The sequence below is a fragment of the Bradyrhizobium symbiodeficiens genome, from assembly GCF_002266465.3.
In the GTDB taxonomy this organism is placed as follows: Bacteria; Pseudomonadota; Alphaproteobacteria; order Rhizobiales; family Xanthobacteraceae; genus Bradyrhizobium; species Bradyrhizobium symbiodeficiens.
The window spans coordinates 4,219,925-4,246,208 of the sequence record NZ_CP029427.2 but is presented as its reverse complement, the minus strand read 5'-3'; the positions used below and the strand labels follow the sequence as shown (position 1 = coordinate 4,246,208).

Sequence of the window (26,284 nt, the reverse complement as noted above, 5' to 3'; positions counted from 1 at the left end):
GACATCGGGGTCGATTTGGCAAACTGTCACTTTTCAAGTTGTGCGACACGCGTATACTAGTTGCAATTGCTGACCGGGCGTACAATACTGACGCCTGTTTCAGCATTGATTTTGCTTCCGGCGGGATGATCGGCGGGTCCCGCGCCGGACCAGAGCGGCCACTGCAGTTCTCCGGATTCATCTATCGGTTGTGCGCAAATATGGTTGCCGCACGAAATACTTGGTTTGATCGTTTGGATTGATCGACAGCTTGTTTTTCTACTGAGCGGGTTCACGCCTCGAAGGGGCGATGTTCAAGGCAGAACGCATTTGTAATTTGTTCAAGTCATTGATGAGTGTGTGCTGCCGTGACCAGGTGTCCCGCTTGTTCAGCCTATATTTCCCGTGAGCATCGCTTCTGCTCTCAATGCGGCGCGAGCCTCAATCGCAACGCGGAAGAGCCGGGCGCCCCGAACCGCGATGCGCACGTCGTCCAGCTGCACCATCCTATTCCGGTTCGCTCGCAGATGCTGACTGAAAACAAGCAGGTCAGCGTGCTGTTCGTCGACGTCTGCAATTCGACCTCCCTGGTGCAGCATGTCGACCCCGAGGAAGCCCGCGCCTATCTCGGCAGGGCGCTGGACCGGTTGGCCGAGGCGGTCGAGACCTATGGCGGCACGGTGAGCCAGTTGCTCGGCGATGGCCTCGTCGCCTTGTTCGGCGCGCCCGTGGCCCAGGAAGACCACGCCCTGCGGGCGTGCCTTGCCGCTCTCAAGATGCAGAGAGCATCCATCCCAGGCCATGACGTCGGAGGCATCGTCAGCCCGACGCTGCGCATCGGTATCAATTCGGGCGAGGTGCTGGTCGGGATCGTCGGACAGTACCGGTGGTCCCATTACGGCGCGGACGGAAAGACGATCCATCTCGCCTCGCGGCTCGAGAAGATGGCGCCGCCCGGCGGCATCCTGATCAGCGCCGCGACGCAGCGGCTGGTCGCGCAGCAGATCGACACGCGTACGGCCGGCATGCGGACCGTGCGTGGACTGGATGTTCCGATCGAAGTGCATGAAGTCGTGGTGGAGACCGAAAGTTCGGCGGCCGCGCCATTGACGCGGAAGCCGCGCTGGGCGCCTCTGATCGGACGCGAACACACGCTGAGAATCCTGGAAGGGACGCTGGAGACTATTCAGAAGTCCGGCATGCGAACGATCGGGTTGTGTGGCGATGCCGGGATCGGCAAGTCGCGCCTGATCGTCGACTGGATGGACAGCCTCGCGCGAGAGGGGATCGAGATCTGCTTTTCGCAGGCGAGAGGATATGCGAGCACGCGTGCCTACAGCACCGCCACCGATCTGACCGCAAGTTTGGTCGGGCTTCCGCAAACGAGTGCGGCCGACATTCGGCATTCGGCCAAGCAGGCGTTGATTGCGGAATGGCCCGATGACGGCGCCGAGCATTGGGCGGCGGTCAATGATCTCCTGGGACTTGCTGCGCCGGACGAGGCCTGGCTGGCGCTGAACCCGGCGCAACGACGGCGCCGGATCGGCGAGGCGTTGCTCTGGCTCGTGCGCAGACGCGTGCGGTCCGGCGCCTTCGTGCTCGTGCTCGAGGATGTCTTCCTGGCCGATCGCGAGAGCCGGCGGCTGTTCGAGGGCTTGCTTCCCAAACTTCAGGGGCTGCCGGTCCTGATTTGCGTCACCTATCGTCCGGATTTCGAGCACCAGTGGCGGCGGGCGTCCTGGTTTGCCGAGCACATGATCGAGCCGCTGGGAGATGGAGAAATGCTCCGGCTCGCGCGCGCCTGTCTCGGCGATGATCCGTCCGTGCTCGGCATCACGACAGAACTGGTCTCGCGCGCCGACGGCAATCCCTTCTTCCTGGAACAACTGGTCTTCACGCTGATCGATGACGGGTCGCTGGAAGGAACCCCTGGCGCCTACCGCTTGCAGAGGCCTTTCGGCGAGCTGCGCGTGCCGGGCTCCATCGCGGCGGTGATCGGCGCGCGGGTCGACAGGCTGCCCGACGCTGCCAAGTCAGCGATCGAGGCCGCGGCCATCCTCGGGGATCCCATCACGCACGACCTGGTTGCCGCAATGCAGGCCGTGGACCTCGATCGCGCCGAAGAGCTGTTGGGTCTTTGCGTCGCGTCCGGCTTGCTGACGGGGCCGGATCAGGCGAGGAGCTCGCGCGGGTCGCACGCCTTCGCATTCCGTCATGCGTTGGTCCGTGACGTCGTGCTCGGGGTACTCACGCGCGCCAGGCTCAAGGCACTGCATCGCCAGGCCTTCCTGGCGCTGCACGCCCAGCCCGGCGCCGCCGATGTCGATGCCGCGCCGGCACTGGCGCATCATGCCTTCGGGGGCGAGGAATGGGAGCAGGCGGCAAAATTCGCCGCCAAGTCGATGGCTCGTGCCATCTCGCGCTCGGCCAATCGGGAGGCCGTCCAATTGCTGGAGAACGGCATCCAGGCGGCACAGCGCGTCGAGGGAGCGACGACCGCCCAGACCCTGGAGCTCGCGCTTCGGCTGGAGGCCATTGGTGCAATGCTGGCTCTCGGGCAGATCGACGAGATCTTCGACAACATGGAGCGGGCTGGAGCCATCGCCGTGCAACTGAACGATCAGCGTGCAAGGGCTGCGGTTTCGACCGAGACGGCTGTATTTCTGTGGATGCGCGGACGTTTCGAGCAAGGTCTGCGCTACGCTTCGCAGGGCCTGGAAGCGGCACGCCTCGCACAGCGTCGTCACATGATGATGGCGGCGCATCAGACCCGCCTCATGCATCTGCATGCGCTCGGGCGATACGCCGAAGCGGCGGCCGAAGGCCAAATCCTGCTGTCCGATTACGAACCGGAACTGTCGGCCCACTATGTCCAGCCCGGCTGGGCCGCGATTCCGATCATCAACCTGTACGCCTTTCATGCCAGCACGCTCTGGCGCCTCGGGGATGGCGGCGCTGCGGACGATTTCTGCGCTAAGGCCTACGAGATTCTATCCAGCATCGATCATCCGTATTCCCGGCTGTTGATCGACACGGTCCAATCGCAGATCTGGGTCGAACGCGAGGAACTCGACCGTGCCGAGTCCTTGATGCGCAAGGGTGTGCAGCAATGCTTGATGCACAACGTGCCGACCATGCTGTCCGTGTGCACCGGCGTTCTCGGCAGCGCGCTGGCGCGCAACGGCAAGGCCGCCGAAGCGGTGCCCATGCTGGAGAAGGGATTCGCCGATCGCATCTACGAGGCGGCCGGCCCCTATGGCAGGACATTCATGCGCGTGAGCCTGGGGATCGCCTATCGCAAGCTCGGACGACTGGACGACGCGATGGCTGTCGGACGCAAGGCGGTCGAGCAGGCCGCCGAGGAATACGGACACCAGACCGAAGCCCTGTACGAGCTTGCGGAAACCTTGCGGCAGGCCGGCGATCTGGCAGGCGCCGAAGCACATTTCAAGCGAGCCGCCGAGGCAGCGGAGCGTCTGGGCATGCCTCACTATCAGAGACGGGCCGCCGCGGCGCTCGCAGATTGGCGCAAGGACGGGTACGCAGCATGAAACTCTCGGCTGGCACTCCCGATGCAATGCCGCCGGGGCTCCGGAGCCTCTCCTATGGGATCTTCTGTTGGGCCAATCGCCATCCGGGCGCATTGCGAGCCCTTGGTGCCGTGTTTCGGCTTTTGCCGTTCGTGGGGGGCTGGCTCGGCATGGCGGCACGGGCCAGCGCCGTCAAGGGTGTGCTGACAAGGCCGCAGAGTTTCTCGAACTCTGCCCATGCGGCCAATCTGGCCGCCGGCGATTACCTGATTGGCATGGATCCCGGTCCCACCTACCACGACGACAGGCGTCTGCTCGATGATCGGTTGGCTTTGCTGGCTGCGAGCTTGCCGGCCGCGGCCGATCAGGAGGTTCAGCGACGCGTCCAGCAGCTTGGGCAGCTCGGGACGAATAAGTCGTTCGACCTGATCGAGGACTACCTGATGTGGATCGTTTTCCGAGCGATGGATCCGCTGTTCGGGGCGGCAACGGGCAAGGTGGTGGCGGGCGCGAATGGCAACGCCAACGACCCAGGGTTGCAACGGCAATATCTCCTGGAAATCAGGTATGTCGCAGGCCAGCTTCTTGCCGGAAGCACTGCGACGCTGAGGGTTCAGCGACGGGCAGAGCTCTGCTCGGATGCGTTGCGTGCACGTATCGCCGCCGTGAACCGCGACATCGAACAGGCTTGGGGCGTCCAGAGTACGGCCAGCACGATCACGCGGAATGCCGCCGGTCTTGCCTGGATTTCGCATCCGGTCACGGTGCAGTCGGGGGCACTCGCGGTGCAGGAACTGCTCGGGCGTACCAAGGTTCACCGGGCCCTGCGGGCGGAAGCCCAGCGGCTCGGGGCGGCCGGCGTTTGGCACGACGCCAGGTTCCGCGATCTGGTGCGCCAGCACATGCTCGAGCTGATGCGCTTTCGGCCCATCTTTCCGCTGCTCGCGCGCGACGTGCCGCGTGATACGGAATTTGAGACCGGCGCGCGGCACAACGCGCCGTGTTCCGCTGGCGGCAAGATGGCGATCTGGTCGATCGCCGCCCTGTTTGATTCCAGGGTGGTCAAGAAGAGCGGTCAGTTCTGCCCCGCCCGCAATTGGGGTCCACATCAGGATTTGCGCTGGCTGATGTTCGGATACGGCACGCGCCAATGTCCCGCCAAGGACTACGCGGTCGAAATCCTGACGAGTGCGCTGATTGGTCTGCTGATCCTGCCAGAGCTGCGGCTAACGCGAGGCGAGGGCAAGGCTATTGCCTACGACGGCGCACTGATGTCTCGCATGCGCGTGAACTTCGTCTGACGGATTGAGGAAGGACAGTCCATGCTCGAAATGGTCCGGCAGCAAATGATCTGCATCATTGCGCCAGGCTGGCGCGGCGCGGTGGATTTTTCCGATTCGGGAGACATGCAGCCCGCGTTGAATGCGCTCCTTGAGGATGTTGCGGTCATTCAGTTCGCGTCCATCGCGCTGTTGCCAGCGCGAACGGACGCGCAGGAGCAGACGCCGTCGCTGATGCTCGAGCTTGCCATCGAGGAAGGCATCGATCCCAAGGACATGCTGTACAGGCTCGTGCATCATCCCAGCGGCACGATGTGGTCGCTCTTCGGCTCCTACTGGCCCGGCGGGGGGCCTCCGCTGGCGAGCGCGCGCAACGGACAATTGTTCGACAAGCTTGTCGGGTGGCTCAGTCTCGCCGATGGCGGCTTCGTCGGTCCTCGCGACCGAACGGCCCGGCAGATCAGGAAGGAGCGCGATCTGCTGATATGGACCCGGGACGAGGGGCGCAAGTTGAGAGCCATGTACGGCGATGACCGTGCGTCGTTCGCGCTTGCGCTAGCGCAGCGGGCATTCCAGGACCCGCGCTTCGACTGGGCGATGCAGCCTTCACCGCGGTCCTATTGGCGTGGGAAGGGTGCCAGCATCTCGGCAAAAGTCGGCTATGGGCTCGTGGTTTTCGGCCTGTGGCTGGCCCTGGTCTGGCTCCTGGGCGCGCTGCCGCGAGGCTTGCTCGGCGCCTACACCTGGTTCGTCGGCGTATCCTATCCCGAAGTGCAGTCCGTGGTGGATGTCATAAGCAGTGTGAGCATGTGGATCGTGTGGGCGAGCGTCAGGGCACTGCTCGCCCTTGTCGGGCTCCTGTTCCTGGGATGGCTGCTCCTGGTCGCGTTGCCGGCCCTGTCCGTGCCGTGGCGGCGCTGGGTGGACAGCGTCCGCCGCGAACTCGAACGGCCAACCGAGACCTGGTCGTCATTCTCCACCTGTGTAGTCGGCTGGATCGTGGTCGTGCCGTTGCTCGTTGCCATCCTGGTGTGCGCGGTGGTCTTCGTCTTCTATCCGAAGCCGATCATGGAAGGGATCACGGCTTTGACTGCGCGGGTTCCGGGGTGGGAGCTCGCCGTCTTCGGCGTGCTTGCGATCGTCGCGCTGCTCGTCATCGGGACCTTCTTCTCCTGGATCAATCGCCGGTTCGAGGCCTTGAGCAAGTGGTTCTTTCATCCCTACGAAGAGGATGTCACCCGGGCCCAGCAGGTCCATCCGTCAATCGACCAGTGCGAAGCGCTGTTGGCCGGCGGGACTGCGCACATGGTCAGCCTGACTGATATCCGCAGCCCGAACGGCTGGAGCGCCTGGTGGATCCGCGTGTCCCTGCGTATCGTGACGTTCTTTGGACGGGTGTTCTTCACCGAAGGGCGGCTGGGTGATGCACCGGGTATCCATTTTGGTCATTGGCACATCATCGAGGGCGGTCGGCGCTTTCTATTCTGCTCGAACTATGACGGCAATTTCGGCGGCTACCTCGACGATTTTATCAACGGAGCGACCATCGGGACCACGTTGGCCTGGCGATGGACGACGCTGAGGCCGCGGGGATCGGCTGCCGTCGGGCAGCCGGACGTCAAGGAGCCGCGCGATTTTCCACCGACGCGTTTCGTGCTTTTTCGCGGCGTGAAGTGCGAGTTGAAATTCAAGTCCTACGCCCGCGACAGCATGCTTCCGCACATGTATCGCTTCGACGCGTGCAACGCGACGATCGACGAGATCAACCTCGCAACCGGGCTGCGTAACGCCCTGTTCGGTGAGCGCAACGACAGCAACGACGACTTCATCATGAGGGCGATCGAAACATGAAGGCCTCGCATCTCTCCGAACAGCTCAAGGACATTCAGGGAATGCTCGGAAGCGGCTATGGCTGGTTGAAGACCAGCCGCTTCTGGCTGCTGACGATCAAGGCGGGCCGCGAGAACGATGCGCGAGCGTGGCTCGCAAACCTCGTCGACAAGAAACTGGTCGTCAGCGCCGCGGATGTCAGAAAATCGAGGAAGCACCCGGTCGACGACGCCGTCGCAATCGCTTTCAGCTATTTGGGGCTGGCAAAGCTCGGATGCGAGGAGACCGCTGCGCATCCGTTCCCGTCCCCGTTCAGCAGCGGCATGGGCTGCGACCTGCGCGCGTTGCTGTTGAGGGACAGCCCGCGAGATTGGCGCTGGTCCGATGTTGATGACGGTGTCCGCAGCCCCGTGCATGTCCTGGTGGCCGAATGGAGAAAGCGACGGAGCGCTGCTGAAACGGCGAGCGCGCCGGAGAAGACGGCAGAACTGGATCCTGATCCGGACGTGTTCGATGTCATCAAGGTCGACAACGATCCCTGCGCCTTCCAGCAGAAGGAGGGGGACAAGGAAGAGAAATTGTACGAGTCGTTCGGGTTTCGCGACGGGCTCGCGCAGCCCGTGGTCAGCGAACTCAGGGAAGAGCGCGGCGACGGGCTCCGGCGGGTCAGAGACGATGCCGGCCCCCTGTATGAGGATCGCGTCGTCGCCCCGGGCGAATTCATTCTGGGCTATCGCAACGAATACGACGAGCTGACCTATTGCCCCAACGTCAAGCGATGGCCGGGCGACGCCACGCATACCGGCGGCCGCTTCGCGCTGAACGGAACCTATCTCGCGGTTCGCCAGATTGAGCAGGATGTCGAAGCGTTCGAGAAGTTTGAAGCGGTATACGGCGAGGCCGTCTGCGAGAAGGTGATGGGCCGTCGAAGGAACGGGCGGCCGTTGTCATGGCAAGGCGGTGCCGGCGTTTCGATTTCGGATTCGCAGGCCGATGCATTTCGGTTTCGTGTCGACGACGCGAACGGCTTTGGCTGTCCGAAGGGAGCCCATATCCGCCGGGTCAATCCGAGGGATACGCTGGGCGTCGACGTGCAATCGAGCGTCAAGTCGGTCAAGTTGCATCGGCTGCTACGCCGAGGTCGACCCTATCGCGAGGAGGTTGCGAACGAGAAGCCGCGCAAGGGCATCTTCTTCATCGCGTGCAACGCGGATCTCGAGCGGCAGTTCGAGTTCATCTATCAGCGCTGGTTGCGAAATCCCCGGTTCGTCGGTCTGCACGACCAGGATGACCCACTCGTCGGCAAGCCGGCCGCCGCGAAGAGCTTCTCCATGCCGGGATTGGCGAGCGGCGAGGAAGTGTCCCTGGCTGCTTTTACGCGAACGCTGGGGGGAGGCTACTTCTTCCTTCCCGGAATCTCTGCGCTCAAATTCATCCTTGGGCGCGAGGGCATTTCCAAAGCGGTCGGCTCAGAGGCCGTCGCTTTGGCGCCCTAAAAGCGGGCACGATCCCGGAAGGGCTTTAATCCTGCGGCTCGGACGCCGCATCGCCCTGCGCGTCGATGCGCAGCCAGCCCGAAGGCGCGAGGCGCTGCTGCGGCAGGAAGCGGGCCTTGTAGTCCATCTTCTTGGAGCCTTCGATCCAGTAGCCCAGATAGACGTAAGGCAGCCCTTGCCGGCGGGCGCGGGCGATGTGGTCCAGGATCATGAAGGTGCCCATCGAGCGGCTGACCTGGCCCGGTTCGAAGAACGAATAGACCATCGACAGCCCGTCGCTGAGCACGTCGGTGAGTGCGACCGCGATCAGCTCCTCGCCGCGGCCGGTGATGCCGCTGTCGGGGCCGCGCTTGCGGTATTCGATGATGCGGGTCTCTACATGGCTGTCTTCCACCATCATGGCGTAGTCGAGCACGGTCATGTCGGCCATTCCGCCATGGCGGTGGCGGGCGTCGAGATAGGCGCGGAACACCGAATATTGCTCGGAGGTCGGCACCGCGCTGCGCTGCTCGCCGATGATGTCGGCGTTGCGCGCCATCACCTTGCGGAAGTTGCGGGAGGGGCGGAACTCGTTGGCGACGACCCGGACCGAGACGCAGGCGCGGCACTGGTCGCAAGCCGGCCGGTAGGCGATCGACTGGCTGCGGCGGAAGCCGCCATGGGTCAGGAGGTCGTTGAGGTCACCGGCGCGCTCACCCACGAGGTGCGTAAATACTTTTCGCTCATGCCGGCCCGGCAGATAGGGGCAGGGCGAGGGCGCCGTGAGGTAAAATTGGGGGGTGTCGCGCGAGTGCTGGGTCAAGGGACGTCGTGGGCCTCCGAAGTGAATATCAGCATCGCGCTACGGAAGCCCACGGTCAATTGGCCAGCTCGGCAGGTCAGGTCAGCGGTCAGCTTAGCGGATCCCGGTTAGCAGGCCGTTGATCACCAAGTCCTCCTGTGATCACCAGGTTCTTGCCGTCTGTGCCACCGGCGCGCGAACGGAATTGTTGATCACGACCGTTCCCAGCACGAAATCCTGCAGCAGGCGCCGGCGGCTGTTGAACAGGCCGAGCAGCACCACGAAGGGCGTCAGGAACGAGACCGTTACCCAGAACAGCACTGCGTGGGTGGCGCCGAGCACGAAATAGCCCGGCGCGCCGTACCAGGTGCGCAGCTCCAGATCCATCACCCGCATCCCGATCGTCGCGGAGGAGGGGCCACCAATGCAGGCGCCGTAATAGACGATGGCCCAGATCACGGAGGCCGGCCAGGCCAGCCAGAACAGCGCCCAGCCGATGCCGAGCGTGACCACGCCGAACAAGGCGATGAAGATGTAGCCGAGGATGACCGGCACGGAGATCACGACCATGTCGATCAGGAACGCGAACACCCGCCGCGTCGCAACACCGCGGAACAGTTCCGGATGCAGATAGGGGTCGTAGGCGTGCGGCTGCGCCCCGCCGTCATTGCGCCACGTATTGCCCGAATCCGAATACGACATGTCCGTCTCCCAAGGAGTACTCCCGTGGCAGGACATGGGAACAGGCCATCTCCGTGCCAAGGGCACCCGGACATTAACAAGCCGAAATATTCCGGCAATTCGGGGGCGGGGATGCGCGGTGCCAGCCTAGCCTTGGCTGCGCAGCTTCTCCGCCGCCTTCGGCGCGAAATAGCTCAGCACACCATCGGCGCCGGCGCGCTTGAACGCCAGCAGGCTCTCCATCATCGCGCGCTCGCCGTCGAGCCAGCCGTTGTTGGCGGCAGCCGCGATCATCGCGTATTCGCCGGAGACTTGGTAGGCGAAGGTCGGCATCGCAAAGGTGTCCTTCACGCGACGCACCACGTCGAGATAGGGCATGCCGGGCTTCACCATCACCATGTCGGCGCCCTCGGCGATGTCGAGCTCGACCTCGCGCAGCGCCTCGTCGGTGTTGGCGCTGTCCATCTGATAGGTGCGCTTGTCGCCGGTGAGCGTCTTGGCCGAGCCGATGGCGTCGCGGAACGGGCCGTAGAAGGCGGAAGCGTATTTGGCGGCGTAGGCCATGATCTGCACGTCGGACAGGCCGGAGTGATCCAGCCCCTCGCGGATCGCGGCAACGCGGCCGTCCATCATGTCGGAGGGCGCGATAATGTCGCAGCCGGCCTCGGCCTGCACCAGCGCCTGACGCACCAGGACGGCGACCGTCTCGTCGTTCAAGATCCTGCCGTCCGAGATCAGGCCGTCATGACCGTGGCTGGTGAAGGGATCGAGCGCGACGTCGCAGAGGATGCCGATGTCCGGGAATTCCTTCTTGATCGCCCGCACGGCCTGGCAGACCAGATTGTTCGGGTTGGTCGCTTCCGAGCCTTCCTCGTCGCGCAAAGACGGCTCGGTGTAGGGAAACAGCGCGAGGCAGGGGATGGTGAGCTTCATGGCGCGCTCGGCCTCGCGCACGGCCTGGTCGACGCTGAGGCGCTCGACGCCGGGCATCGAGGCGATATGCTCGCGCTTGTTGTGGCCGTCGATCAGGAACAGGGGCCAGATCAGGTCGTCGGTGGTGAGCACGTTCTCCCGCACCATCCGCCGGGCCCATTCAGCCTTGCGGTTGCGGCGCGGCCGGACGGTCAGATCGAGGGCATGGGGCACCGCAGCACCCTCCCGGCGCGAAACCTCGCGCAATTCGATCGGACGTCCGTATTTGATCGCCATCACTCTTCCTCCGGCTGGAATTATTCTTATACCAGCTCGCATGGTTCCCGTCACCGCGGCTTGACCTGCCGCAAGGCAGAATTGACCTGACGGGCCGCCGATTGATTTTGCGTGCCGAAGCAGCCAGAAGGGGCCATGTCCGAGATCACCACCCGCGATGCGGCCCGCGACGGCAGCCCCAGGGACGCCGTCAGAGACAGCGCCAGAGACAGCGCGATGTCGGTGGCTGCGATCTCGTCGGAGCGTCCGGAGTCCGACGACAATGTCTGGACGCGCCGCCTCGTGCTGTTCCTGCGCGTGATGGCACTGCTCTCGATCCTGAAGGGCCTCTATCACTGGGCGCAGGTGACGGGCTTCGTCGGCGGCGAAGATGAGGCGTTCGAGAACCAGTCGATGGCCTGGCAGGCCGCCACCGTCTATTTCGCGGTGATCGAGCTCGTCGCCGCAGTCGGCCTGTGGCTGGCGACGCCGTGGGGCGCGGTGGTGTGGCTCACGACCGTGGTGTCGATGGCGGTGATCGAGCTGATGTTCCCGGGGATCTACGGCGGCAGCCTGATCGTCGTCGCCGTCGAAGCCTTCATGCTCGCGGCCTATCTCGCGCTCGCCTGGATGGCCGCGCGCGAACGACCGCCATAGCGCGCAGACGATTTCAACGTTCACCACTCTCTTATTCAGCGTTCACTCTCGTGCCCCCGGACGCAGCGCAGCACGCAGTGATGCGCTGCTGAGCCCGGGCCCATCTCTCCACGAGCTCGTTTGTGGCCGTGGGTCCCGGATCTTTCGCTGCGCTCGTCCGGGACTCGAGGGCGCAGTTGTGCCGATTTGGTTGACCGCTGGTTGCCTAAAATTCGAGGTAACTTTTCATTGACCTCATGCATCCCGCCACAGCTGTTACGCGCCCGTTTCGAAACGGAGCGGGGCTGTTCTGGAATGCGACAAGGGGGGCGGACGGAGGGTGAACAGGACCTTGCGAAGGTCAACAGAGCGTTGCGAAAAGCCCTTGTGGCACAGGCTTAATCCGCAATTCACTGTCTTAAATTCATGATCTCTTTATTCTCTTATTTAAGCCGATCTTCAAACGCCCCCCTTAAGTTGCACCTATCAGACGGGACACAAGTTTCGTCGAATAAGTGTCGATAAAAACGACAACAGGGGAAGTGTCATGATGAAAGCCGTCGCAACTGCGGCAGATACCGCGGAGCGCGTCTCCGGCCAGCAGGGTTCGGTGCAGTCGCTCTACCTGGAAGCCTTGACTCTGGTGGAGCGGCTGCATCGCCGGCTGCTCGACGTGATCAAGGACGAATTCGATCGCCGCGGCCGCGCGGACATCAACTCGGTGCAGGCTCTCCTGCTCTACAACATCGGCGACAAGGAGCTCACCGCGGGCGAGCTGCGCACGCGCGGCTACTATCTCGGCTCCAACGTCTCCTACAATCTGAAGAAGCTCGTCGAGCTCGGCTTCCTCGATCATCAGCGCTCGCGCGTCGATCGCCGCTCGGTGCGCATCCGCCTGACGCCGCAGGGCCAGGAAGTCCGCCGCATCGTCGACTCCCTCTACCAGAAGCACGTCAAGACGGTGGAGCAGGTCGGCGGCATCTCGGGCGAGGAATTCTCGACCCTCAACAAGTCGCTGCACCGCCTCGAGCGGTTCTGGACCGACCAGATCCTGTATCGGCTCTGAGTTCTAACGGGATAGGCCAAGCCGGCCCGCAACAAGACCGGCAAGCCGCCCGAACGTGCCTCAACTTCCCCAGCGCACCGGCCCGGAGTTGCCCCCGGACCGGTGCGCTTTGCATTTTTGCACATGCGAAGAAAATCTTGCGGCGCCAGGGAACCAGTTCCGGGCTTTGCGCTTATCTCCTTCGGATCGGAGACAGGGCGATGCTGGTCGAGCGCGGGCTTCAGGCGATGAACGTGGAACTCGTGAGCGAGGCCTATGCCATCGCCGCGAATTACCTTCGCCGCTCCGGCGCGATCCCCGATACGCTCGTCACCGATGAACGCTTGCTCGGGATCATCATCAAGCTGCTGCACAACGGCGAAATCAACAAGATCAGGCTCGCAAACAAGGCGATCGCCCGGTTCCAGGCGCAGGCCGAGGCCCGCGCGGTTGCCTGATCGACAATCCCAAAACATCGACCAACCAGAGGGTGCCATGGAAGCCGCCATCGACCGCATCATGCAGACCTACGACATGCTCGCCAACCGCACCGCCGCGGCCAGCGAGGAGGCGCGGGCCAAGGTCACGAACTATCTCAACACCCTGATGGAAGCCGGCGAGAAGGACACCCACAGGTTGACGGTGTGCGGCCTGACCTATCTGCGCCAGCTCGACGGCAGCGTGGACCCGGTGAAGGCGGGTTATACCGGCCTGTGACAGGCAGCCGACGGCTCCAAGGATGAGGAATTAGGGCCAAAGCGGCCCCCATTCGGGAGGCGGCGGACGGGCGGTTCCCCCAGGGCCGGCCCAAGCGCCGCAAACCTCCACCCTCCACCATATCTTGCACAAATATCCAGCCCGACCCGCAACTACTTGGCCTGTTGCGGGCGATGTGGTAGATCGCGCTCGCCGCTTCCGATCGCCACACCAGACCGCCCGTAGCCCGCCAAAAGGCTGCGGCGGTGGAGATATTCGCAAGATGACCTTCGCCAAGACCGCCTCCGCGCCCGATTCGTTTTTCTCCGCCTCGCTCGAGCAGGCCGACCCGGAAATCGCCGCCGCCATCAAGGGCGAGCTCGGCCGCCAGCGCCACGAGGTCGAGCTGATCGCCTCCGAGAACATCGTGAGCCGGGCCGTGCTGGAAGCGCAGGGTTCGGTGATGACCAACAAATACGCGGAAGGCTATCCGGGCGCCCGTTACTATGGCGGTTGTGAATGGGTCGACGTCGCCGAGAACCTCGCGATCGACCGCGCCAAGAAGCTGTTCGGCGCCAAATTCGCCAACGTGCAGCCGAACTCCGGCAGCCAGATGAACCAGGCGGTGTTCCTGGCGCTGCTGCAGCCCGGCGATACCTTCATGGGCCTCGACCTCGCGGCCGGCGGCCATCTCACCCACGGCTCCCCCGTCAACATGAGCGGCAAGTGGTTCAAGGCCGCGCACTACACCGTGCGCCGCGAGGACCAGATCATCGACATGGATGCGGTCGCCAGGCAGGCCGAAGAGGTCAAGCCGAAGCTGATCGTCGCGGGCGGCTCGGCCTATTCGCGCGCCTGGGACTTCAAGCGCTTCCGCGAGATCGCGGACAGCGTCGGTGCCTATCTGCTGGTCGACATGGCGCATTTCGCGGGCCTCGTCGCCGGCGGCGTGCATGCCTCGCCGGTGCCGCATGCCCACATCACCACCACCACGACGCACAAATCGCTGCGCGGTCCGCGCGGCGGCCTGATGCTGTGGAATGACGAGACGCTGACCAAGAAGTTCAACTCGGCGATCTTCCCCGGACTGCAGGGCGGGCCGCTGATGCATGTGATCGCGGCCAAGGCGGTCGCCTTCGGCGAGGCGCTGCGTCCGGACTTCAAGGTCTACGCCAAGAACGTCGTCGAGAACGCCAAGGCGCTCGCTGAAGCCATGAAGAGTCACGGCTTCGATATCGTTTCCGGCGGTACCGACAACCATCTGATGCTGGTCGATCTCAGGCCGAAGGGGCTGAAGGGCAACGCCTCGGAGAAGGCGCTGGTTCGCGCTGCCATCACCTGCAACAAGAACGGCATTCCGTTCGACCCCGAGTCGCCGTTCGTCACCTCCGGTATTCGTCTGGGCACGCCGGCGGCGACCACCCGCGGCTTCGGCGTCGCCGAATTCCAGCAGGTCGGCGGCATGATCGCCGAGGTCCTCAACGCGGTCGCGCAGTCCGACGACGGCAAGGCGCCGCTGGTCGAGGCCGCGATCAAGGAGCGGGTCAAGGCGCTCACCGACCGGTTCCCGATCTACCAGTAAAGGCTTGGGTAAACGGATGCGCTGTCCGAACTGCAACAGTCTCGATACGCAGGTAAAGGACTCGCGTCCGACCGAGGACTCGTCCGTGATCCGCAGGCGGCGTGTGTGCGTCGCCTGCAATTTCCGCTTCACCACCTTCGAGCGCGTGCAGCTGCGCGAGCTCACCGTGGTCAAGCGCAACGGCCGCCGCGTGCCGTTCGACCGCGACAAGCTGATGCGCTCGGTTTCGATCTCTTTGCGCAAGCGGCAGGTCGAGCCTGAAAGGGTGGAGAAGATGGTCTCCACCATCGTGCGCGAGCTCGAGACCGGCGGCGAGGCCGAGATCTCGTCCGAGGTGATCGGCGAGACCGTGATGGAGCATCTGCGCACGCTCGACGACGTCGCCTACGTGCGCTTCGCCTCGGTCTACCGCAATTTCCGCGAGGCCAAGGATTTCGCCGACGTGCTCGGCGAGCTCTCCGGTGAGGAGGAAGCGCGGCTCGCCGCGATCCGCAAATGATCTTCCGTATCCTGGAGGATCAGTTCGCGCAGAAGGCCCGCGAGGCCAAGGATTCCGATCGCCGCTTCATGGAGCTGGCGCTGGCGCTCGGACGCCGCGGGCAAGGGCGCACCTGGCCGAACCCCGCGGTCGGTGCCGTCGTCGTCAAGGACGGCGTCATCGTCGGCCGCGGCTGGACCCAGGCGGGCGGGCGTCCGCATGCCGAGCCCGAAGCCCTGCGGCGGGCAGGCGAAGCCGCACGCGGCGCCACACTCTACGTCACGCTCGAACCTTGCTCCCATTTCGGCAAATCGCCGCCCTGCGCCGACGCGGTGATCGCGGCCGGCATCAAGCGCGTGGTGGCGGCAATCGAGGATCCCAATCCGGAGGTCGCAGGCCAGGGGCATGCGCGGCTGCGCGCTGCCGGCATCAATGTGGAATTGGGCCTGTGCGCGGCGGAAGCCGCATTCGACCATGCCGGGCATTTCCGCCGCATCCGGGACAAGCGCCCGCATGTGATCCTGAAGCTCGCAGTCTCGCCCGATGGCAAGATCAGCGCCGCCGGCGGCAAGCCGGTCGCGATCACCGGGGAGGCGGCGCGCAACCGCGTGCATCTGCTGCGCGCGCAGAGCGATGCCATCCTGGTCGGTATCGGAACGGTGCTGGCGGACGATCCGCTTCTCACCTGCCGCCTGCCGGGCCTGGAAGCGCGTTCGCCGGTGCGAGTGGTCCTCGACCAGAATCTGCGCATTCCGGCCGCAAGCCAGCTGGTGCGCTCCGCGCGCGAGACGCCGCTCTGGGTGGTCGGTTCTGAACTCGCCGAAGCCGCCGCCGCGACTCGTCTTGGCGCTGCCGGCGCCCAGATCATCCGCGTGCCGCCCGGGAGCGTTTCCGGGCTCGATCTTCCGTCCGTGCTCCATGCTCTGGCCGGGAAGGGCATCACGCGGCTGATGGTCGAGGGCGGCAGCCGGGTAGCGGCATCGTTCATTGCCGCCGACCTCGTCGACGAAATCTGGCTGTTCCGCGGAGCGGAAGCGGTGGGGCCCGGGGGAGTCGACGCGCTCGATGCATTGCCCCTGTCGAAAATCACGCAGTCGCAGGCCTACAAGGTTCATGCTAGCGAAACATTCGACAAGGATACTCTCACCATCTACGAGCGCGCGTAATGTTCACTGGCATTGTCACCGATCTCGGCGAGATCGTCGGCTTCACGCCGACGGCGCAGGGGCAGCTGCACCGGCTGCGCATCGCCTGCCGCTATGACCAGACCACCATTGCCGACGGCGCCTCGATCGCCTGCAATGGTGTCTGCCTGACGGTGGTCGCCTCGGGCGTCGAAGGCAGCAGGACCTGGTTCGACGTCGATGCCGCGGCCGAGACGCTGGCATTGACGACCGCGAAGCACTGGAAGCTCGGCACGCGGCTCAATCTCGAGCGCGCGCTGAAGATCGGTGATGAACTCGGTGGCCACATCGTCGCCGGCCACGTCGACGGTATTGCCACACTCGTCAGCCGCGAGGATCTGCCCGACATGGCGCGGTTCGAGCTCTCGACCACGCGGGAGCTGGCGCGGTTCATCGCCACCAAGGGCTCGATCACGCTCGACGGCGTCTCGCTGACGGTCAATACGGTCAGGGACGTGACTTTTTCGGTGCTGATCATTCCGCACACTCTCTCGGTCACGACGATCGGCGGCTGGAAGGCGGGGGACGAGGTCAATATCGAGGTCGATTTGATGGCCCGGTACGCGGCGCGGCTGACGGAAATGACAGTTTAAAACTTGGCTTACCCGGCTGCGGCGACTACATAGCGCCAACCCCTGTGAAACGGATCGAACGATGGCAGACGCGCGGCGCGCACCCCTGAAGGACCAGACCGACATCTCCGGCGCGCGCGCGCTGATCGTCGAGGCGCGGTTCTATGACGATCTCCAGGACGCGCTGCTGGACGGCGCGGTGGCCGAGCTGAAGGCGGCCGGTGTGACGCATGACGTCATCACGGTTCCTGGCGCGCTGGAGATTCCGGCGGCGGTGGCTATCGCCGTCGACGCGGCTGCCGCCAACGGCAAGCCCTACGACGCGGCGATCGCGCTCGGCTGCGTGATCCGCGGCGACACCATTCATTTCGAGATCGTGTCGCAGGAATCCTCGCGCGCGCTGATGGACCTTGCGGTGGCGCGCAAGCTGCCGCTCGGCAACGGGATCCTCACCGTCAATAATGAGGACCAGGCCTGGGCGCGGGCGCGCGCCAGCGAGCTCAACAAGGGCGGCGATGCCGCGCGCGCGGCGATCGCGATGCTGCGCATCAAGCGCCGGCTGGCGCGGGCCTGATCATGGCTGACAACAAAAAACCGGCGGGGCCCACGGAGAAGAAGGCGAACCGACGTGGTGCAGCACGGCTTGCGGCCGTGCAGGCGCTGTACCAGATGGACATCGCCGGCGCCGGCATCAACGACATCTTCGCCGAGTTCGAGAGCCACTGGCTCGGCAACGAGGTCGAGGGCGACACGTACCTGCCGGCCGAAGCCGCCTTCTTCCGCGACGTCGTCTCGGGGGTAGTGCGCGACCAGAAGAAGCTCGATCCCCTGATCGACGAGGCGCTGTCGAAGGGCTGGCCCTTGAAGCGGATCGAAGCGATCCTGCGCGCGGTGCTGCGGGCAGGGGCCTATGAGCTGCAGCATCGCAAGGACGTGCCCGGCCGCGTCGTCGTCTCCGAATATGTCGATGTCGCCAACGCCTTTGTCGACCGCGAGGAGACCGGAATGGTCAACGCCGTGCTCGACCAGATCGGCCGCCAGTTTCGCGGCGACGAGTTCGGGCGCGGGTAGTTTCCCGCGAGGGCGAAGACAGTGGTGGGTGTAGCTGCCGATGATGGCGAACAATCCTTCCCCCGAAGACTCCCTCATCGCGCGCTATTTCAAGCCGCTGGCGACCGATCCCGGCGCGTTCGGCCTGGTCGATGACGCGGCGGTGCTGTCGTCGTCGGGCGACGACATCGTCGTCACCACCGACGCCGTCGTCGAAGGCGTGCACTATCTTGCCACCGATCCGCCTGACACCATCGCGCGAAAAGCACTGCGGGTGAACCTGTCCGATCTCGCGGCCAAGGGTGCGGTGCCCGCCGGCTTCGTGCTGACGCTGGCGCTGCGCAGCAAGGAGGATGCCTGGCTGCGGCCCTTCGCGGACGCGCTGGGCGAGGACGCGAGAGAATTCGCCTGTCCGCTGCTCGGCGGCGACACGGTGTCGACGCCGGGGCCGCAGATGATCTCGATCACCGCCTTCGGCCGCGTGCCGAAGGGGCGGATGGTCGGCCGTACCGGTGCGAGGCCAGGCGATCGCATCCTGGTGACCGGCACGATCGGTGACGCAGCGCTCGGCCTCGAGGTGCTCACCGGCGGTGCCGCTGCGGCCGCGCTCGCGACCGATCCCGCTGCAAGGGAAGCCCTGGTGTCACGCTATCGGGTGCCGCAGCCGCGCAACCCGCTGGCACGGGCCGTGCGCGATCATGCGACCGCGGCGATGGACGTCTCCGACGGCCTCGCCGGTGATTTGACCAAACTATGCGCGGCGTCCGGGGTCTCGGCCACGGTCGACGTGGCGCGCGTGCCGCTCTCGGCGGCGGCAGCAGACCTGGTTGCCCGCAACGCCGTTTGCGTCGAGACGCTGCTTGCGGGTGGCGACGATTACGAGGTGCTGTGCACCGTCTCGCCGGCGCAGGCCGATGCACTGATTGCCGCGGGGCGGGCGACCGGCCTTGCCGTCACCGCGATCGGCACCATCGTCGCGGGCCAGCAGGGGCCGCGCTTCCTGGACGGCCAGGGCCAGGAATTGGTCTTGAGGCGGCTGTCCTACAGCCACTTCTAGGAATTGCTCCAAACCGGCATCCAGTTCTCGGCGCTTGCCTAAATACCTGCCGAGATCGGCGTTTTCGGCCTTATCCGGCGTTGCACCCTCAATTCGATTTTGGCAAGCTTGTGACCGACTAAGGCCGCCCCTCTTGGGCAGGGGCGGCTTTGTTCGAAATCAAGGCGCCGCACCGCAAGACGGACAACAAAAGGCGCCGGGGACACATCAAGGATCTGAGGCAAAAATCAAATGACAGCATTATGGTTGATTGTGCTCTGCGGAGTGCTTTCCGTCGTCTACGCGATTTGGGCGACGTCTTCGGTGTTGAGCGCGGATGCGGGGTCGCCGCGCATGCAGGAGATCGCGGCAGCGGTCGCGGAGGGGGCACAGGCATATCTGCGGCGCCAGTACACGACGATCGCCATGGTCGGCGTGGTCATCTTCGTCTTGCTCGTCTATTTCCTCGGAATCTACGTCGCCATCGGCTTTCTGATCGGCGCCGTCCTGTCGGGGGCGGCCGGCTTCATCGGCATGAACGTCTCGGTCCGCGCCAATGTGCGCACCGCGCAAGCCGCGACGACGTCGCTCGCCGGCGGCCTCGAACTCGCCTTCAAGGCAGGCGCGATCACCGGCATGCTGGTGGCGGGTCTCGCATTGCTCGGCGTGACGCTCTATTTCGGCTTCCTGGTGCATTCGCTGAAGCTTGCGCCTAACAGCCGTATCGTCATCGACGCCCTGGTGGCGCTCGGCTTCGGCGCCTCGCTGATCTCGATCTTCGCCCGTCTCGGCGGCGGCATCTTCACCAAGGGTGCGGACGTCGGCGGCGACCTCGTCGGCAAGGTCGAGGCCGGCATTCCCGAGGACGATCCGCGCAACCCGGCCACCATCGCCGACAACGTCGGCGACAACGTGGGCGACTGCGCCGGCATGGCCGCCGATTTGTTCGAGACCTATGCGGTGACCGCGGTCGCCACCATGGTGCTCGCTGCGATCTTCTTCGCCAAGACGCCCATCCTCGCCAACATGATGACGCTGCCGCTCGCGATCGGCGGCATCTGCATCATCACCTCGATCATCGGCACCTTCTTCGTCAAGCTCGGGCCGAGCCAGTCGATCATGGGCGCGCTCTACAAGGGCCTGATCGCAACCGGCGTCCTGTCGCTGATCGGCATCGCCGGCGTGATCTACAGCCTGATCGGCTTCGGCAAGCTCGATGGCGTCGACTACACCGGCATGGCGCTGTTCGAATGCGGCGTGGTCGGCCTCATCGTCACCGCGCTGATCATCTGGATCACCGAATACTACACCGGCACCGACTATCGTCCGGTGAAGTCGATCGCCCAGGCCTCGGTGACCGGCCACGGCACCAATGTGATCCAGGGGCTTGCCGTCTCGATGGAAGCGACCGCGCTGCCCGCGATCGTGATCATCGCCGGCATCCTGGTCACCTACAGCCTCGCCGGCCTGTTCGGCATCGCGATCGCGACTGCCACCATGCTGGCGCTGGCCGGCATGGTCGTCGCGCTCGACGCGTTCGGTCCGGTGACGGACAACGCCGGCGGCATCGCCGAGATGGCGGGCCTGCCGAAGGAGGTGCGCAAATCGACCGACGCGCTCGACGCGGTCGGCAACACCACCAAGGCAGTCACCAAGGGCTACGCGATCGGGTCCGCCGGTCTCGGTGCCCTCGTGCTGTTCGCGGCCTACAACCAGGACCTCAAGTTCTTCGTTGCGGACTCCGCGCATCATCCCTACTTCGCCGGCGTCAATCCGGACTTCTCGCTCAACAACCCCTATGTGGTTGTCGGCCTGTTGTTCGGCGGCTTGCTGCCGTATCTGTTCGGCGCGATGGGCATGACCGCTGTGGGGCGTGCGGCGAGCGCGATCGTCGAGGAGGTGCGGCGCCAGTTCCGTGAGAAGCCGGGCATCATGCAGGGCACCGACAAGCCTGATTACGGCAAGGCGGTCGACCTGCTGACCAAGGCGGCGATCAAGGAGATGATCATCCCCTCGCTGCTCCCGGTGCTGTCGCCGATCTTCGTCTATTTCGCGATCTATGCGATCGCGGGTGGCGGCGTGGCCGGCAAGTCGGCGGCGTTCTCGGCGGTCGGCGCCATGCTGCTCGGCGTGATCGTGACGGGCCTGTTCGTCGCGATCTCCATGACCTCGGGCGGCGGCGCCTGGGATAATGCCAAGAAGTACATCGAGGACGGTCATTTCGGCGGCAAGGGCTCCGACGCCCACAAGGCGGCCGTGACCGGCGACACCGTCGGCGATCCCTACAAGGACACGGCGGGTCCCGCGGTGAACCCGATGATCAAGATCACCAACATCGTGGCGCTGCTGCTGCTCGCGATCCTGGCGCACTGAACGGCGTCACCAGTTTGCAAGACAAGCCCCGCGGCGCGAGCCGCGGGGTTTTTGGCTCACGATAACGTTCATTCGCAGCCGCCTTTGTCGCAGGGGAACTGTGAGCTCAATTACAAAGTGTCTTCCCTGAGGGGGCTACCGTGCAGGTGCTGTCTCACCCACTGGAGGGAAGAATGACGCAAGCTGCAAACCTGAATCCAAGACACGGGAAAGCCGGACGCCAGCCGACCAGGGCGGGTTTGAAACCCCCCAGCGCCAATGCAGACCCCGGCATGTTCGGCCGGATGTTTGACTTGCCGGCCTTTACGGCACCGGAAGCTGCACTGCAGGCGCTTGCCGCCGCGATGAAGGACGCCAGTCCGGACGATCAGGTCGGCGACAATGCCAACGTCCCCTCAGGCTTCACCTATCTCGGCCAATTCGTCGATCACGACATTACGCTCGATCTCACGTCGCTTGCCGAGAAGCAGGAGGACCCCCACGCCACCACGAACTTCAGAACCCCAAGGCTCGATCTGGACAGCATCTACGGTCTGGGACCGGACGGCAGCCCGCAGCTCTACGCTCGCGATCCCAACAACATCACGCAGCCCGGGCCGAAGTTCCTGCTCGGCAAGACGGCGCCCACGCCGCGCGCGGCCGGCGTGTTTCCGAATGATCTGACGAGGAATTCGGAAGGACGAGCCCTGATCGGCGACCACCGCAATGACGAAAATCTCCTGGTCGCGCAGACGCACCTTGCGTTCCTGAAATTCCACAACAAGGTCGTCGATATGCTCGCAGCCGGTCCCAACCCACCGGCGGCCAACAAGCTCTTCTCCGAAGCAAGGAAGCTTGTGGCTTGGCACTATCAATGGATGGTGCTGCACGATTTCGTCGAGCGCTTAACGGAGAAGGGCATCGTCGCCCGGATTCTGCACGAGGGCCGGAAGTTCTACCGATTCCAGAAGGTGCCCTACATGCCGGTCGAGTTCTCGGCGGCAGCCTACCGGCTTGGGCACAGCATGGTTCGCGAGACATATAGCCACAACCGTGTGTTCACGCAGCCCGGCGGCTTTGCTGCGGCAAGCCTCAGCCTTGAGTTCTTCTTCTCCGGGCTCTCCGGCCGCATCCTGGGCGAAATTGCCGGCACCACTCCCAACGCACCCAATTCCCCACCCAATGTCAGCACTTTGCCCACGGATTGGATCATCGACTGGAGCCGCTTCTACGCATTCGATCCGGCGCCTCCGCCGACCCCAAACTTCCTGTTCAACCATTCGCGCAAGATCGATCCATTCCTGATTCCGAAATTGCACGATCTTCCAGGTGGCGGCGGAAGCCTTCCGTTCCGCAACCTGCAGCGCGGGGTCAATCTCGGATTGCCGTCGGGGCAGGATGTGGCGCGTGCGATGGGGATTCCGGTGCTCAAGCCAACGGAGATCGCAACCGGTACGGACGGCGCCGTTGCGGCCGCCCAGGGCTTCGATCGAAAGACGCCGCTCTGGTACTACATCCTCAAAGAGGCCCAGGTGAAGACCGGCGGCCTTCGGCTCGGTCCGGTCGGCGCGCGCATCGTGGCCGAGGTGTTCATTGGCATCGTCGCTGGCGATAACCAATCCTATCTCAGCCAGCAGAACTGGAAGCCGACGCTGCCGGCGAAGACTCCGGGCACTTTCCTGATGAGCGATCTGTTGCGCTTCGTCGGAGATATCAGCCCGATCGACGGCGTCACGACCGGATAGCAGTTGCTCAAGTCCCGGATGCCGCAGACGGCATCCGGGACACGAGAACTACTGCACATCCATCTGCAGCCCTTCCTTCTGGATGATGCCGGCGAACTTCTTCGTCTCGGCATCCACGAAGGCGGCGAACTGCTCGGGCGTGCCGTAGTCGGCGCGGGCGCCCATGGTGGCGATCTGCTTCTTGATGTCGTCGCGCTCCAGCATGGCCTTGACCTGCAGATTGAGCGCGCTCAGCACCTCGGGCGAGACGCCCTTCGGCAGGAACACCGAGAACCACGACGAGACGTCGAAATTCGCCAGCTCCGGCGCGCTCTCGCGCATGGTCGGCAGGTTCGGCGCGAGGGCGCTGCGCTCGGTCGTGGTGACGCACAGGCCGTTGAGCGTGCCGTTCTGCACCTGCGGCAGGCTCGGATAGAGATTGTCGAACAGGATCTGGATGTCGCCGGCGAGCGCGGCCTGGAGCGCGGGACCGGCGCCGCGGAACGGGATGTGCGTCATCTTGAGGCCGGTGAGCTGGAGAAACCAGGCGCCGGTGAGGTGAGGGCTCTGGCCGACGCCGGAGGAGGCGTAGCTGAGCTTGTCCGGATTGGCCTTGAGATAGGTGATCAACTCGGCGACCGACTTGATGCCGGTTTTCGGATGCGCCGACACGATGTTCGGGATCCGGATCATGTTGGAGACAGGCTGGAGCTGGTCCGGCTTGTAGGTCAGATTCTTGAAGATGCTGTAGGCGATCGCGTTTGGACCGGGGTTGCCGACCAGGATGGTGTGGCCGTCAGGCTTGGCGCGAACCACCTCGGCCGTGCCGATCGTGCCGCCGCCGCCGGAGCGGTTTTCCACGACGGCCGACTGGCCCCATGCGGTTTGCAGATGCGCGGCCAGGAGCCGGCCCAACACGTCGGTCGAGCCGCCGGCTGCGGCCGGAACGACGAGACGGACGTTTTCGGTCGGCTTCCAGTCGGCAAGGCTTGATCGCGGCAGGATCGCTGCGGCCGTAAGGCCGGCCGCACCGGTGAGCACGCGACGTCGGGATAGCAAATTTCTGGGCACGAATCCTCTCCCTGCTTCTTGTTTTGCAGGGAGCGTAGGGAACCAGGCACGCGACGGCAAGTCGCATGCGACTGCAATGGCCGCAACGACAGCGGCAGGACGCCGCAGGTGCGATTCTCAGTTAAAGCTAAGCAGCTTGAACAACGGCGCGAGGTAGCTCATCTCCTGGCCCGACGTCGGCGTAGTGCGGCTGATGAAGTCGAATATCTTGCCGTCCTGCAGGCCGTAATTCGCCAGCCGCCGGACGCGCCGGCTCTTGTCGAAATAGATCGCGATGACGCGCTGGTCGACCACCTTCTGGTTCATGAAGGCGACCACGCGCTCCGAGCGCTGCGAGATGTAGTAGAACACTTCGCCGTCGAGGGTCGCCACCGTGGAGGGCGTGCCCATCACGATCAGTACCTGGTCCTGGCTCGCGCCGATCGGAATCTGCTCCAGCGCGCCGGGTGGCAGGATGTAGCCCTTCTGGAACTGCTCGCCGGTGCAGCCCGTGAGCGCGGCGCCGACCAGGGCGACGGCGGCGAACATGCGCAAGCCGAGCCAGCGTGCATGAAGGCCGCGCCGCTTGTCCGCGCGCAGGCTGGTCTGGTTCGTTATCGTCATAGCGGAACTGATTCCGTCCCCTTGCGTCGCGCGAGGCGCTGAAGTACCGGGCTGAGCGCCACAATGCAACACACGCGCGCCTGCTTGCGGAAACCACAATGCTTTGGCCGTTCAATCACTTCAGGAAACCCCGGCTAACCCCGCGCGGCACCATTGAAGCCATCTATGGCATGATCGTGACGCAGGCGCGAGAACCCATATTTTACCGCGACTTGGGCGTGCCCGATACGGTTAACGGGCGTTTCGACCTGTTGCTGCTGCATCTCTGGCTGCTGCTGCGGCGCCTGCGCACGGTCCAGGGCGCCAGTGGAGGAGCCTCGGAGCTGTCGCAGGCGCTGTTCGATCGCTTCTGCGAGGACATGGACGACAATCTGCGCGAGATGGGGGTCGGCGACCAGACGGTACCGAAGCGGATGCGGGCCTTCGGCGAGGCGTTTTACGGCCGCGTCCAGGCCTATGACCAGGCCGTGGAGGCCGGCGGCGGCGAGGCCCTGGCAGAGGCGATCTGCAAGAATATCTTGAACGGGACCGGCCTGGACCGGGCGAAGCGGCTCGCGGCCTATGCGCGGGCCAGCGAGGCCGATCTCGGCCGGGCCGACGAGGCCGCGCTGCTGCGCGGCGCCTTCAGGTTTCCTCCAGCGCTTTCCGAGGGTGACACGCCATGAGCCGACCAAATACCGGATCCGAGCCCGATCCCTGGCGGGTCCCCGTCCTCGTTGCGCAAATCCCCGACACCGGCCTGCACCGCAAGCTCGAGGCCTCGGCCGCCGAGCGGCAGGCCATGGCGGAGACCGGCGGCCTGCGCGAGGTGCTCTCCGCCCAGGCCGACTTCGATGTGGTGCCGAGGAGCGGCGGCCGGGTCCAGGTGACCGGCAGCGTCCGGGCCCGAATCGGCCAGACCTGCGTGGTCACGCTCGATCCGATCGAGAGCGAGGTCGACGAGGAGGTGGACCTGACGTTCGCCCCCGAGGCCGAGGCGCGCCGCCTGGCCGACCTGATCGCGGAGCGGCGGGACGACGAGGATCCGTCCGAGGTCGCCGACCCGCCGGAGCCGATCGTCAACGGCATCATCGACCTCGGCCGCCTCGCCACCGACGCCCTGTTCCTGGCGATCGATCCCTATCCGCGCAAGGAGGGGGTCGTGTTCGAGGCGGAGGTCACCGCCCCGGATCCGGAGGACCATCCATTCGCGGTCCTGAAGGCGCTGCAAGACGAGAAGCAGGACAAGAAGAAAGGCAAATAGCTGGGCATTCCCGGGAGCACCGCTTTGCTACGGGGCGCGAGGTGCTTGCGTGAGTGGTTTGAAAGGCTGATTTATCTGTTTGATTTCAATGTGCTTCCTGTGTATTTGCCAGTTGGCGGCCGGACCGCCCTGAAAGCAAAAGGCTGGGGGCAAGAGGTTGTTTCGGGATAACAAAACGCTATTGTCGCGGCCCGGCCGGGGCGCGGCGTGGCGCTCGACCGATCGCCATGTCCGTGGCGAACCCATT

General features: G+C 64.7%; 24 protein-coding genes. 19 read left to right on the top strand and 5 right to left on the bottom strand.

What is annotated here, in order from left to right; genetic code table 11:
• Positions 1 to 506 precede the first annotated feature (506 nt).
• From CIT39_RS19720 to CIT39_RS19705, 4 genes are read left to right on the top strand one after another with little or no spacing between them, the layout of a single operon-like run.
• A complete protein-coding gene (locus CIT39_RS19720) occupies positions 507 to 3,530 on the top strand; it encodes an ATP-binding protein (protein ID WP_244607401.1) in 3,024 nt (1,007 codons plus the stop codon).
• The gene (locus tag CIT39_RS19715) at positions 3,527 to 4,810 is read left to right on the top strand and encodes a cytochrome P450 family protein (RefSeq protein WP_094977587.1); all 1,284 of its coding nucleotides are present in this window, start codon (positions 3,527 to 3,529) and stop codon (positions 4,808 to 4,810) included. Before CIT39_RS19720 ends, CIT39_RS19715 begins: the two co-directional genes overlap by 4 nt.
• Before the next feature lie 21 nt (positions 4,811 to 4,831).
• Positions 4,832 to 6,640, top strand: a complete 1,809-nt coding sequence (locus tag CIT39_RS19710; RefSeq protein ID WP_094977588.1) for a hypothetical protein — start codon at positions 4,832 to 4,834, stop codon at positions 6,638 to 6,640.
• On the top strand, positions 6,637 to 8,115 hold the full coding sequence (locus CIT39_RS19705) for a Dyp-type peroxidase (protein ID WP_094977589.1): 1,479 nt from the start codon (positions 6,637 to 6,639) through the stop codon (positions 8,113 to 8,115). The genes CIT39_RS19710 and CIT39_RS19705 overlap by 4 nt, the downstream gene beginning before the upstream one ends.
• Positions 8,116 to 8,140: 25 nt before the next feature.
• Here CIT39_RS19705 and CIT39_RS19700 read toward each other — a convergent pair whose 3' ends face one another.
• From CIT39_RS19700 to hemB, 3 genes are all read right to left on the bottom strand, one after another.
• The gene (locus CIT39_RS19700; protein ID WP_063194860.1) at positions 8,141 to 8,917 is read right to left on the bottom strand and encodes an arginyltransferase; all 777 of its coding nucleotides are present in this window, start codon (positions 8,915 to 8,917) and stop codon (positions 8,141 to 8,143) included.
• 141 nt (positions 8,918 to 9,058) lie between these two features.
• Positions 9,059 to 9,598 carry an RDD family protein gene (locus tag CIT39_RS19695; RefSeq protein WP_162308589.1) on the bottom strand — a complete coding sequence of 180 codons (540 nt, stop codon included), beginning with the start codon at positions 9,596 to 9,598 and terminating at the stop codon, positions 9,059 to 9,061.
• 126 nt (positions 9,599 to 9,724) lie between these two features.
• Positions 9,725 to 10,786, bottom strand: a complete 1,062-nt coding sequence (gene hemB / locus CIT39_RS19690) for a porphobilinogen synthase (protein WP_094977591.1) — start codon at positions 10,784 to 10,786, stop codon at positions 9,725 to 9,727.
• 135 nt (positions 10,787 to 10,921) lie between these two features.
• On the opposite strand from hemB, the gene CIT39_RS19685 reads away from it, so the two are divergent.
• From CIT39_RS19685 to CIT39_RS19625, 13 genes are all read left to right on the top strand, one after another.
• The gene (locus CIT39_RS19685) at positions 10,922 to 11,422 is read left to right on the top strand and encodes a DUF6163 family protein (protein WP_094977592.1); all 501 of its coding nucleotides are present in this window, start codon (positions 10,922 to 10,924) and stop codon (positions 11,420 to 11,422) included.
• A gap of 526 nt (positions 11,423 to 11,948) precedes the next feature.
• Entirely contained in the window at positions 11,949 to 12,467 is a 519-nt protein-coding gene (ldtR, locus tag CIT39_RS19680; RefSeq protein ID WP_011087797.1) for a transcriptional regulator LdtR, read from the top strand.
• Between the two features lie 200 nt (positions 12,468 to 12,667).
• Positions 12,668 to 12,904 carry a hypothetical protein gene (locus CIT39_RS19675; RefSeq protein WP_094977593.1) on the top strand — a complete coding sequence of 79 codons (237 nt, stop codon included), beginning with the start codon at positions 12,668 to 12,670 and terminating at the stop codon, positions 12,902 to 12,904.
• Positions 12,905 to 12,941: 37 nt separating this feature from the next.
• Positions 12,942 to 13,163: a hypothetical protein gene (locus tag CIT39_RS19670; RefSeq protein ID WP_094977594.1), complete on the top strand. Its 222-nt coding sequence runs from the start codon at positions 12,942 to 12,944 to the stop codon at positions 13,161 to 13,163.
• A 262-nt stretch (positions 13,164 to 13,425) separates the two neighbouring features.
• The gene (gene glyA, locus CIT39_RS19665; RefSeq protein ID WP_094977595.1) at positions 13,426 to 14,724 is read left to right on the top strand and encodes a serine hydroxymethyltransferase; all 1,299 of its coding nucleotides are present in this window, start codon (positions 13,426 to 13,428) and stop codon (positions 14,722 to 14,724) included.
• Positions 14,725 to 14,740: 16 nt separating this feature from the next.
• Entirely contained in the window at positions 14,741 to 15,223 is a 483-nt protein-coding gene (gene nrdR / locus CIT39_RS19660) for a transcriptional regulator NrdR (RefSeq protein ID WP_094891832.1), read from the top strand.
• Positions 15,220 to 16,368: a bifunctional diaminohydroxyphosphoribosylaminopyrimidine deaminase/5-amino-6-(5-phosphoribosylamino)uracil reductase RibD gene (ribD, locus tag CIT39_RS19655; protein ID WP_094977596.1), complete on the top strand. Its 1,149-nt coding sequence runs from the start codon at positions 15,220 to 15,222 to the stop codon at positions 16,366 to 16,368. Before nrdR ends, ribD begins: the two co-directional genes overlap by 4 nt.
• Positions 16,368 to 16,979 (top strand): riboflavin synthase, encoded by a 612-nt coding sequence (locus tag CIT39_RS19650; protein WP_094977597.1) that lies wholly within the window; start codon positions 16,368 to 16,370, stop codon positions 16,977 to 16,979. Before ribD ends, CIT39_RS19650 begins: the two co-directional genes overlap by 1 nt.
• A 61-nt stretch (positions 16,980 to 17,040) precedes the next feature.
• Complete coding sequence (ribH, locus tag CIT39_RS19645) at positions 17,041 to 17,532, top strand: 6,7-dimethyl-8-ribityllumazine synthase (RefSeq protein WP_094977598.1); 492 nt, start codon at positions 17,041 to 17,043, stop codon at positions 17,530 to 17,532.
• A gap of 2 nt (positions 17,533 to 17,534) precedes the next feature.
• Positions 17,535 to 18,029: a transcription antitermination factor NusB gene (gene nusB, locus CIT39_RS19640; protein WP_094977599.1), complete on the top strand. Its 495-nt coding sequence runs from the start codon at positions 17,535 to 17,537 to the stop codon at positions 18,027 to 18,029.
• 43 nt (positions 18,030 to 18,072) lie between these two features.
• Positions 18,073 to 19,065 carry a thiamine-phosphate kinase gene (thiL, locus tag CIT39_RS19635; protein WP_094977861.1) on the top strand — a complete coding sequence of 331 codons (993 nt, stop codon included), beginning with the start codon at positions 18,073 to 18,075 and terminating at the stop codon, positions 19,063 to 19,065.
• Positions 19,066 to 19,296: 231 nt separating this feature from the next.
• Complete coding sequence (locus tag CIT39_RS19630) at positions 19,297 to 21,417, top strand: sodium-translocating pyrophosphatase (protein ID WP_094977600.1); 2,121 nt, start codon at positions 19,297 to 19,299, stop codon at positions 21,415 to 21,417.
• 284 nt (positions 21,418 to 21,701) lie between these two features.
• Positions 21,702 to 23,141 carry a peroxidase family protein gene (locus CIT39_RS19625; RefSeq protein ID WP_244607400.1) on the top strand — a complete coding sequence of 480 codons (1,440 nt, stop codon included), beginning with the start codon at positions 21,702 to 21,704 and terminating at the stop codon, positions 23,139 to 23,141.
• Positions 23,142 to 23,189: 48 nt separating this feature from the next.
• Here the strand turns inward: CIT39_RS19625 and CIT39_RS19620 are convergent, their stop codons facing one another.
• Both CIT39_RS19620 and CIT39_RS19615 read right to left on the bottom strand, forming a co-directional pair.
• A complete protein-coding gene (locus CIT39_RS19620) occupies positions 23,190 to 24,191 on the bottom strand; it encodes a Bug family tripartite tricarboxylate transporter substrate binding protein (protein ID WP_094977602.1) in 1,002 nt (333 codons plus the stop codon).
• Positions 24,192 to 24,308: 117 nt separating this feature from the next.
• On the bottom strand, positions 24,309 to 24,794 hold the full coding sequence (locus CIT39_RS19615) for an outer membrane protein assembly factor BamE (protein ID WP_162308588.1): 486 nt from the start codon (positions 24,792 to 24,794) through the stop codon (positions 24,309 to 24,311).
• A 98-nt stretch (positions 24,795 to 24,892) separates the two neighbouring features.
• Between CIT39_RS19615 and CIT39_RS19610 the strand changes: the two genes are divergently transcribed.
• A complete protein-coding gene (locus CIT39_RS19610; protein ID WP_094977603.1) occupies positions 24,893 to 25,459 on the top strand; it encodes a ubiquinol-cytochrome C chaperone family protein in 567 nt (188 codons plus the stop codon).
• Complete coding sequence (locus CIT39_RS19605; protein WP_094977604.1) at positions 25,456 to 26,037, top strand: YceD family protein; 582 nt, start codon at positions 25,456 to 25,458, stop codon at positions 26,035 to 26,037. The genes CIT39_RS19610 and CIT39_RS19605 overlap by 4 nt, the downstream gene beginning before the upstream one ends.
• Positions 26,038 to 26,284: the final 247 nt, after the last annotated feature.

Coding starts and splice junctions, on each gene's coding strand:
- CIT39_RS19720 (WP_244607401.1), top strand. CDS start 507: ATGCTGACTGAAAACAAGCAGGTCAGCGTGCTGTTCGTCGACGTCTGC.
- CIT39_RS19715 (WP_094977587.1), top strand. CDS start 3,527: ATGAAACTCTCGGCTGGCACTCCCGATGCAATGCCGCCGGGGCTCCGG.
- CIT39_RS19710 (WP_094977588.1), top strand. CDS start 4,832: ATGCTCGAAATGGTCCGGCAGCAAATGATCTGCATCATTGCGCCAGGC.
- CIT39_RS19705 (WP_094977589.1), top strand. CDS start 6,637: ATGAAGGCCTCGCATCTCTCCGAACAGCTCAAGGACATTCAGGGAATG.
- CIT39_RS19695 (WP_162308589.1), bottom strand. CDS start 9,598: ATGTCGTATTCGGATTCGGGCAATACGTGGCGCAATGACGGCGGGGCG.
- hemB (WP_094977591.1), bottom strand. CDS start 10,786: ATGGCGATCAAATACGGACGTCCGATCGAATTGCGCGAGGTTTCGCGC.
- CIT39_RS19685 (WP_094977592.1), top strand. CDS start 10,922: ATGTCCGAGATCACCACCCGCGATGCGGCCCGCGACGGCAGCCCCAGG.
- ldtR (WP_011087797.1), top strand. CDS start 11,949: ATGATGAAAGCCGTCGCAACTGCGGCAGATACCGCGGAGCGCGTCTCC.
- CIT39_RS19675 (WP_094977593.1), top strand. CDS start 12,668: ATGCTGGTCGAGCGCGGGCTTCAGGCGATGAACGTGGAACTCGTGAGC.
- CIT39_RS19670 (WP_094977594.1), top strand. CDS start 12,942: ATGGAAGCCGCCATCGACCGCATCATGCAGACCTACGACATGCTCGCC.
- glyA (WP_094977595.1), top strand. CDS start 13,426: ATGACCTTCGCCAAGACCGCCTCCGCGCCCGATTCGTTTTTCTCCGCC.
- nrdR (WP_094891832.1), top strand. CDS start 14,741: ATGCGCTGTCCGAACTGCAACAGTCTCGATACGCAGGTAAAGGACTCG.
- ribD (WP_094977596.1), top strand. CDS start 15,220: ATGATCTTCCGTATCCTGGAGGATCAGTTCGCGCAGAAGGCCCGCGAG.
- CIT39_RS19650 (WP_094977597.1), top strand. CDS start 16,368: ATGTTCACTGGCATTGTCACCGATCTCGGCGAGATCGTCGGCTTCACG.
- ribH (WP_094977598.1), top strand. CDS start 17,041: ATGGCAGACGCGCGGCGCGCACCCCTGAAGGACCAGACCGACATCTCC.
- nusB (WP_094977599.1), top strand. CDS start 17,535: ATGGCTGACAACAAAAAACCGGCGGGGCCCACGGAGAAGAAGGCGAAC.
- thiL (WP_094977861.1), top strand. CDS start 18,073: ATGGCGAACAATCCTTCCCCCGAAGACTCCCTCATCGCGCGCTATTTC.
- CIT39_RS19630 (WP_094977600.1), top strand. CDS start 19,297: ATGACAGCATTATGGTTGATTGTGCTCTGCGGAGTGCTTTCCGTCGTC.
- CIT39_RS19625 (WP_244607400.1), top strand. CDS start 21,702: ATGTTTGACTTGCCGGCCTTTACGGCACCGGAAGCTGCACTGCAGGCG.
- CIT39_RS19615 (WP_162308588.1), bottom strand. CDS start 24,794: ATGACGATAACGAACCAGACCAGCCTGCGCGCGGACAAGCGGCGCGGC.
- CIT39_RS19610 (WP_094977603.1), top strand. CDS start 24,893: ATGCTTTGGCCGTTCAATCACTTCAGGAAACCCCGGCTAACCCCGCGC.
- CIT39_RS19605 (WP_094977604.1), top strand. CDS start 25,456: ATGAGCCGACCAAATACCGGATCCGAGCCCGATCCCTGGCGGGTCCCC.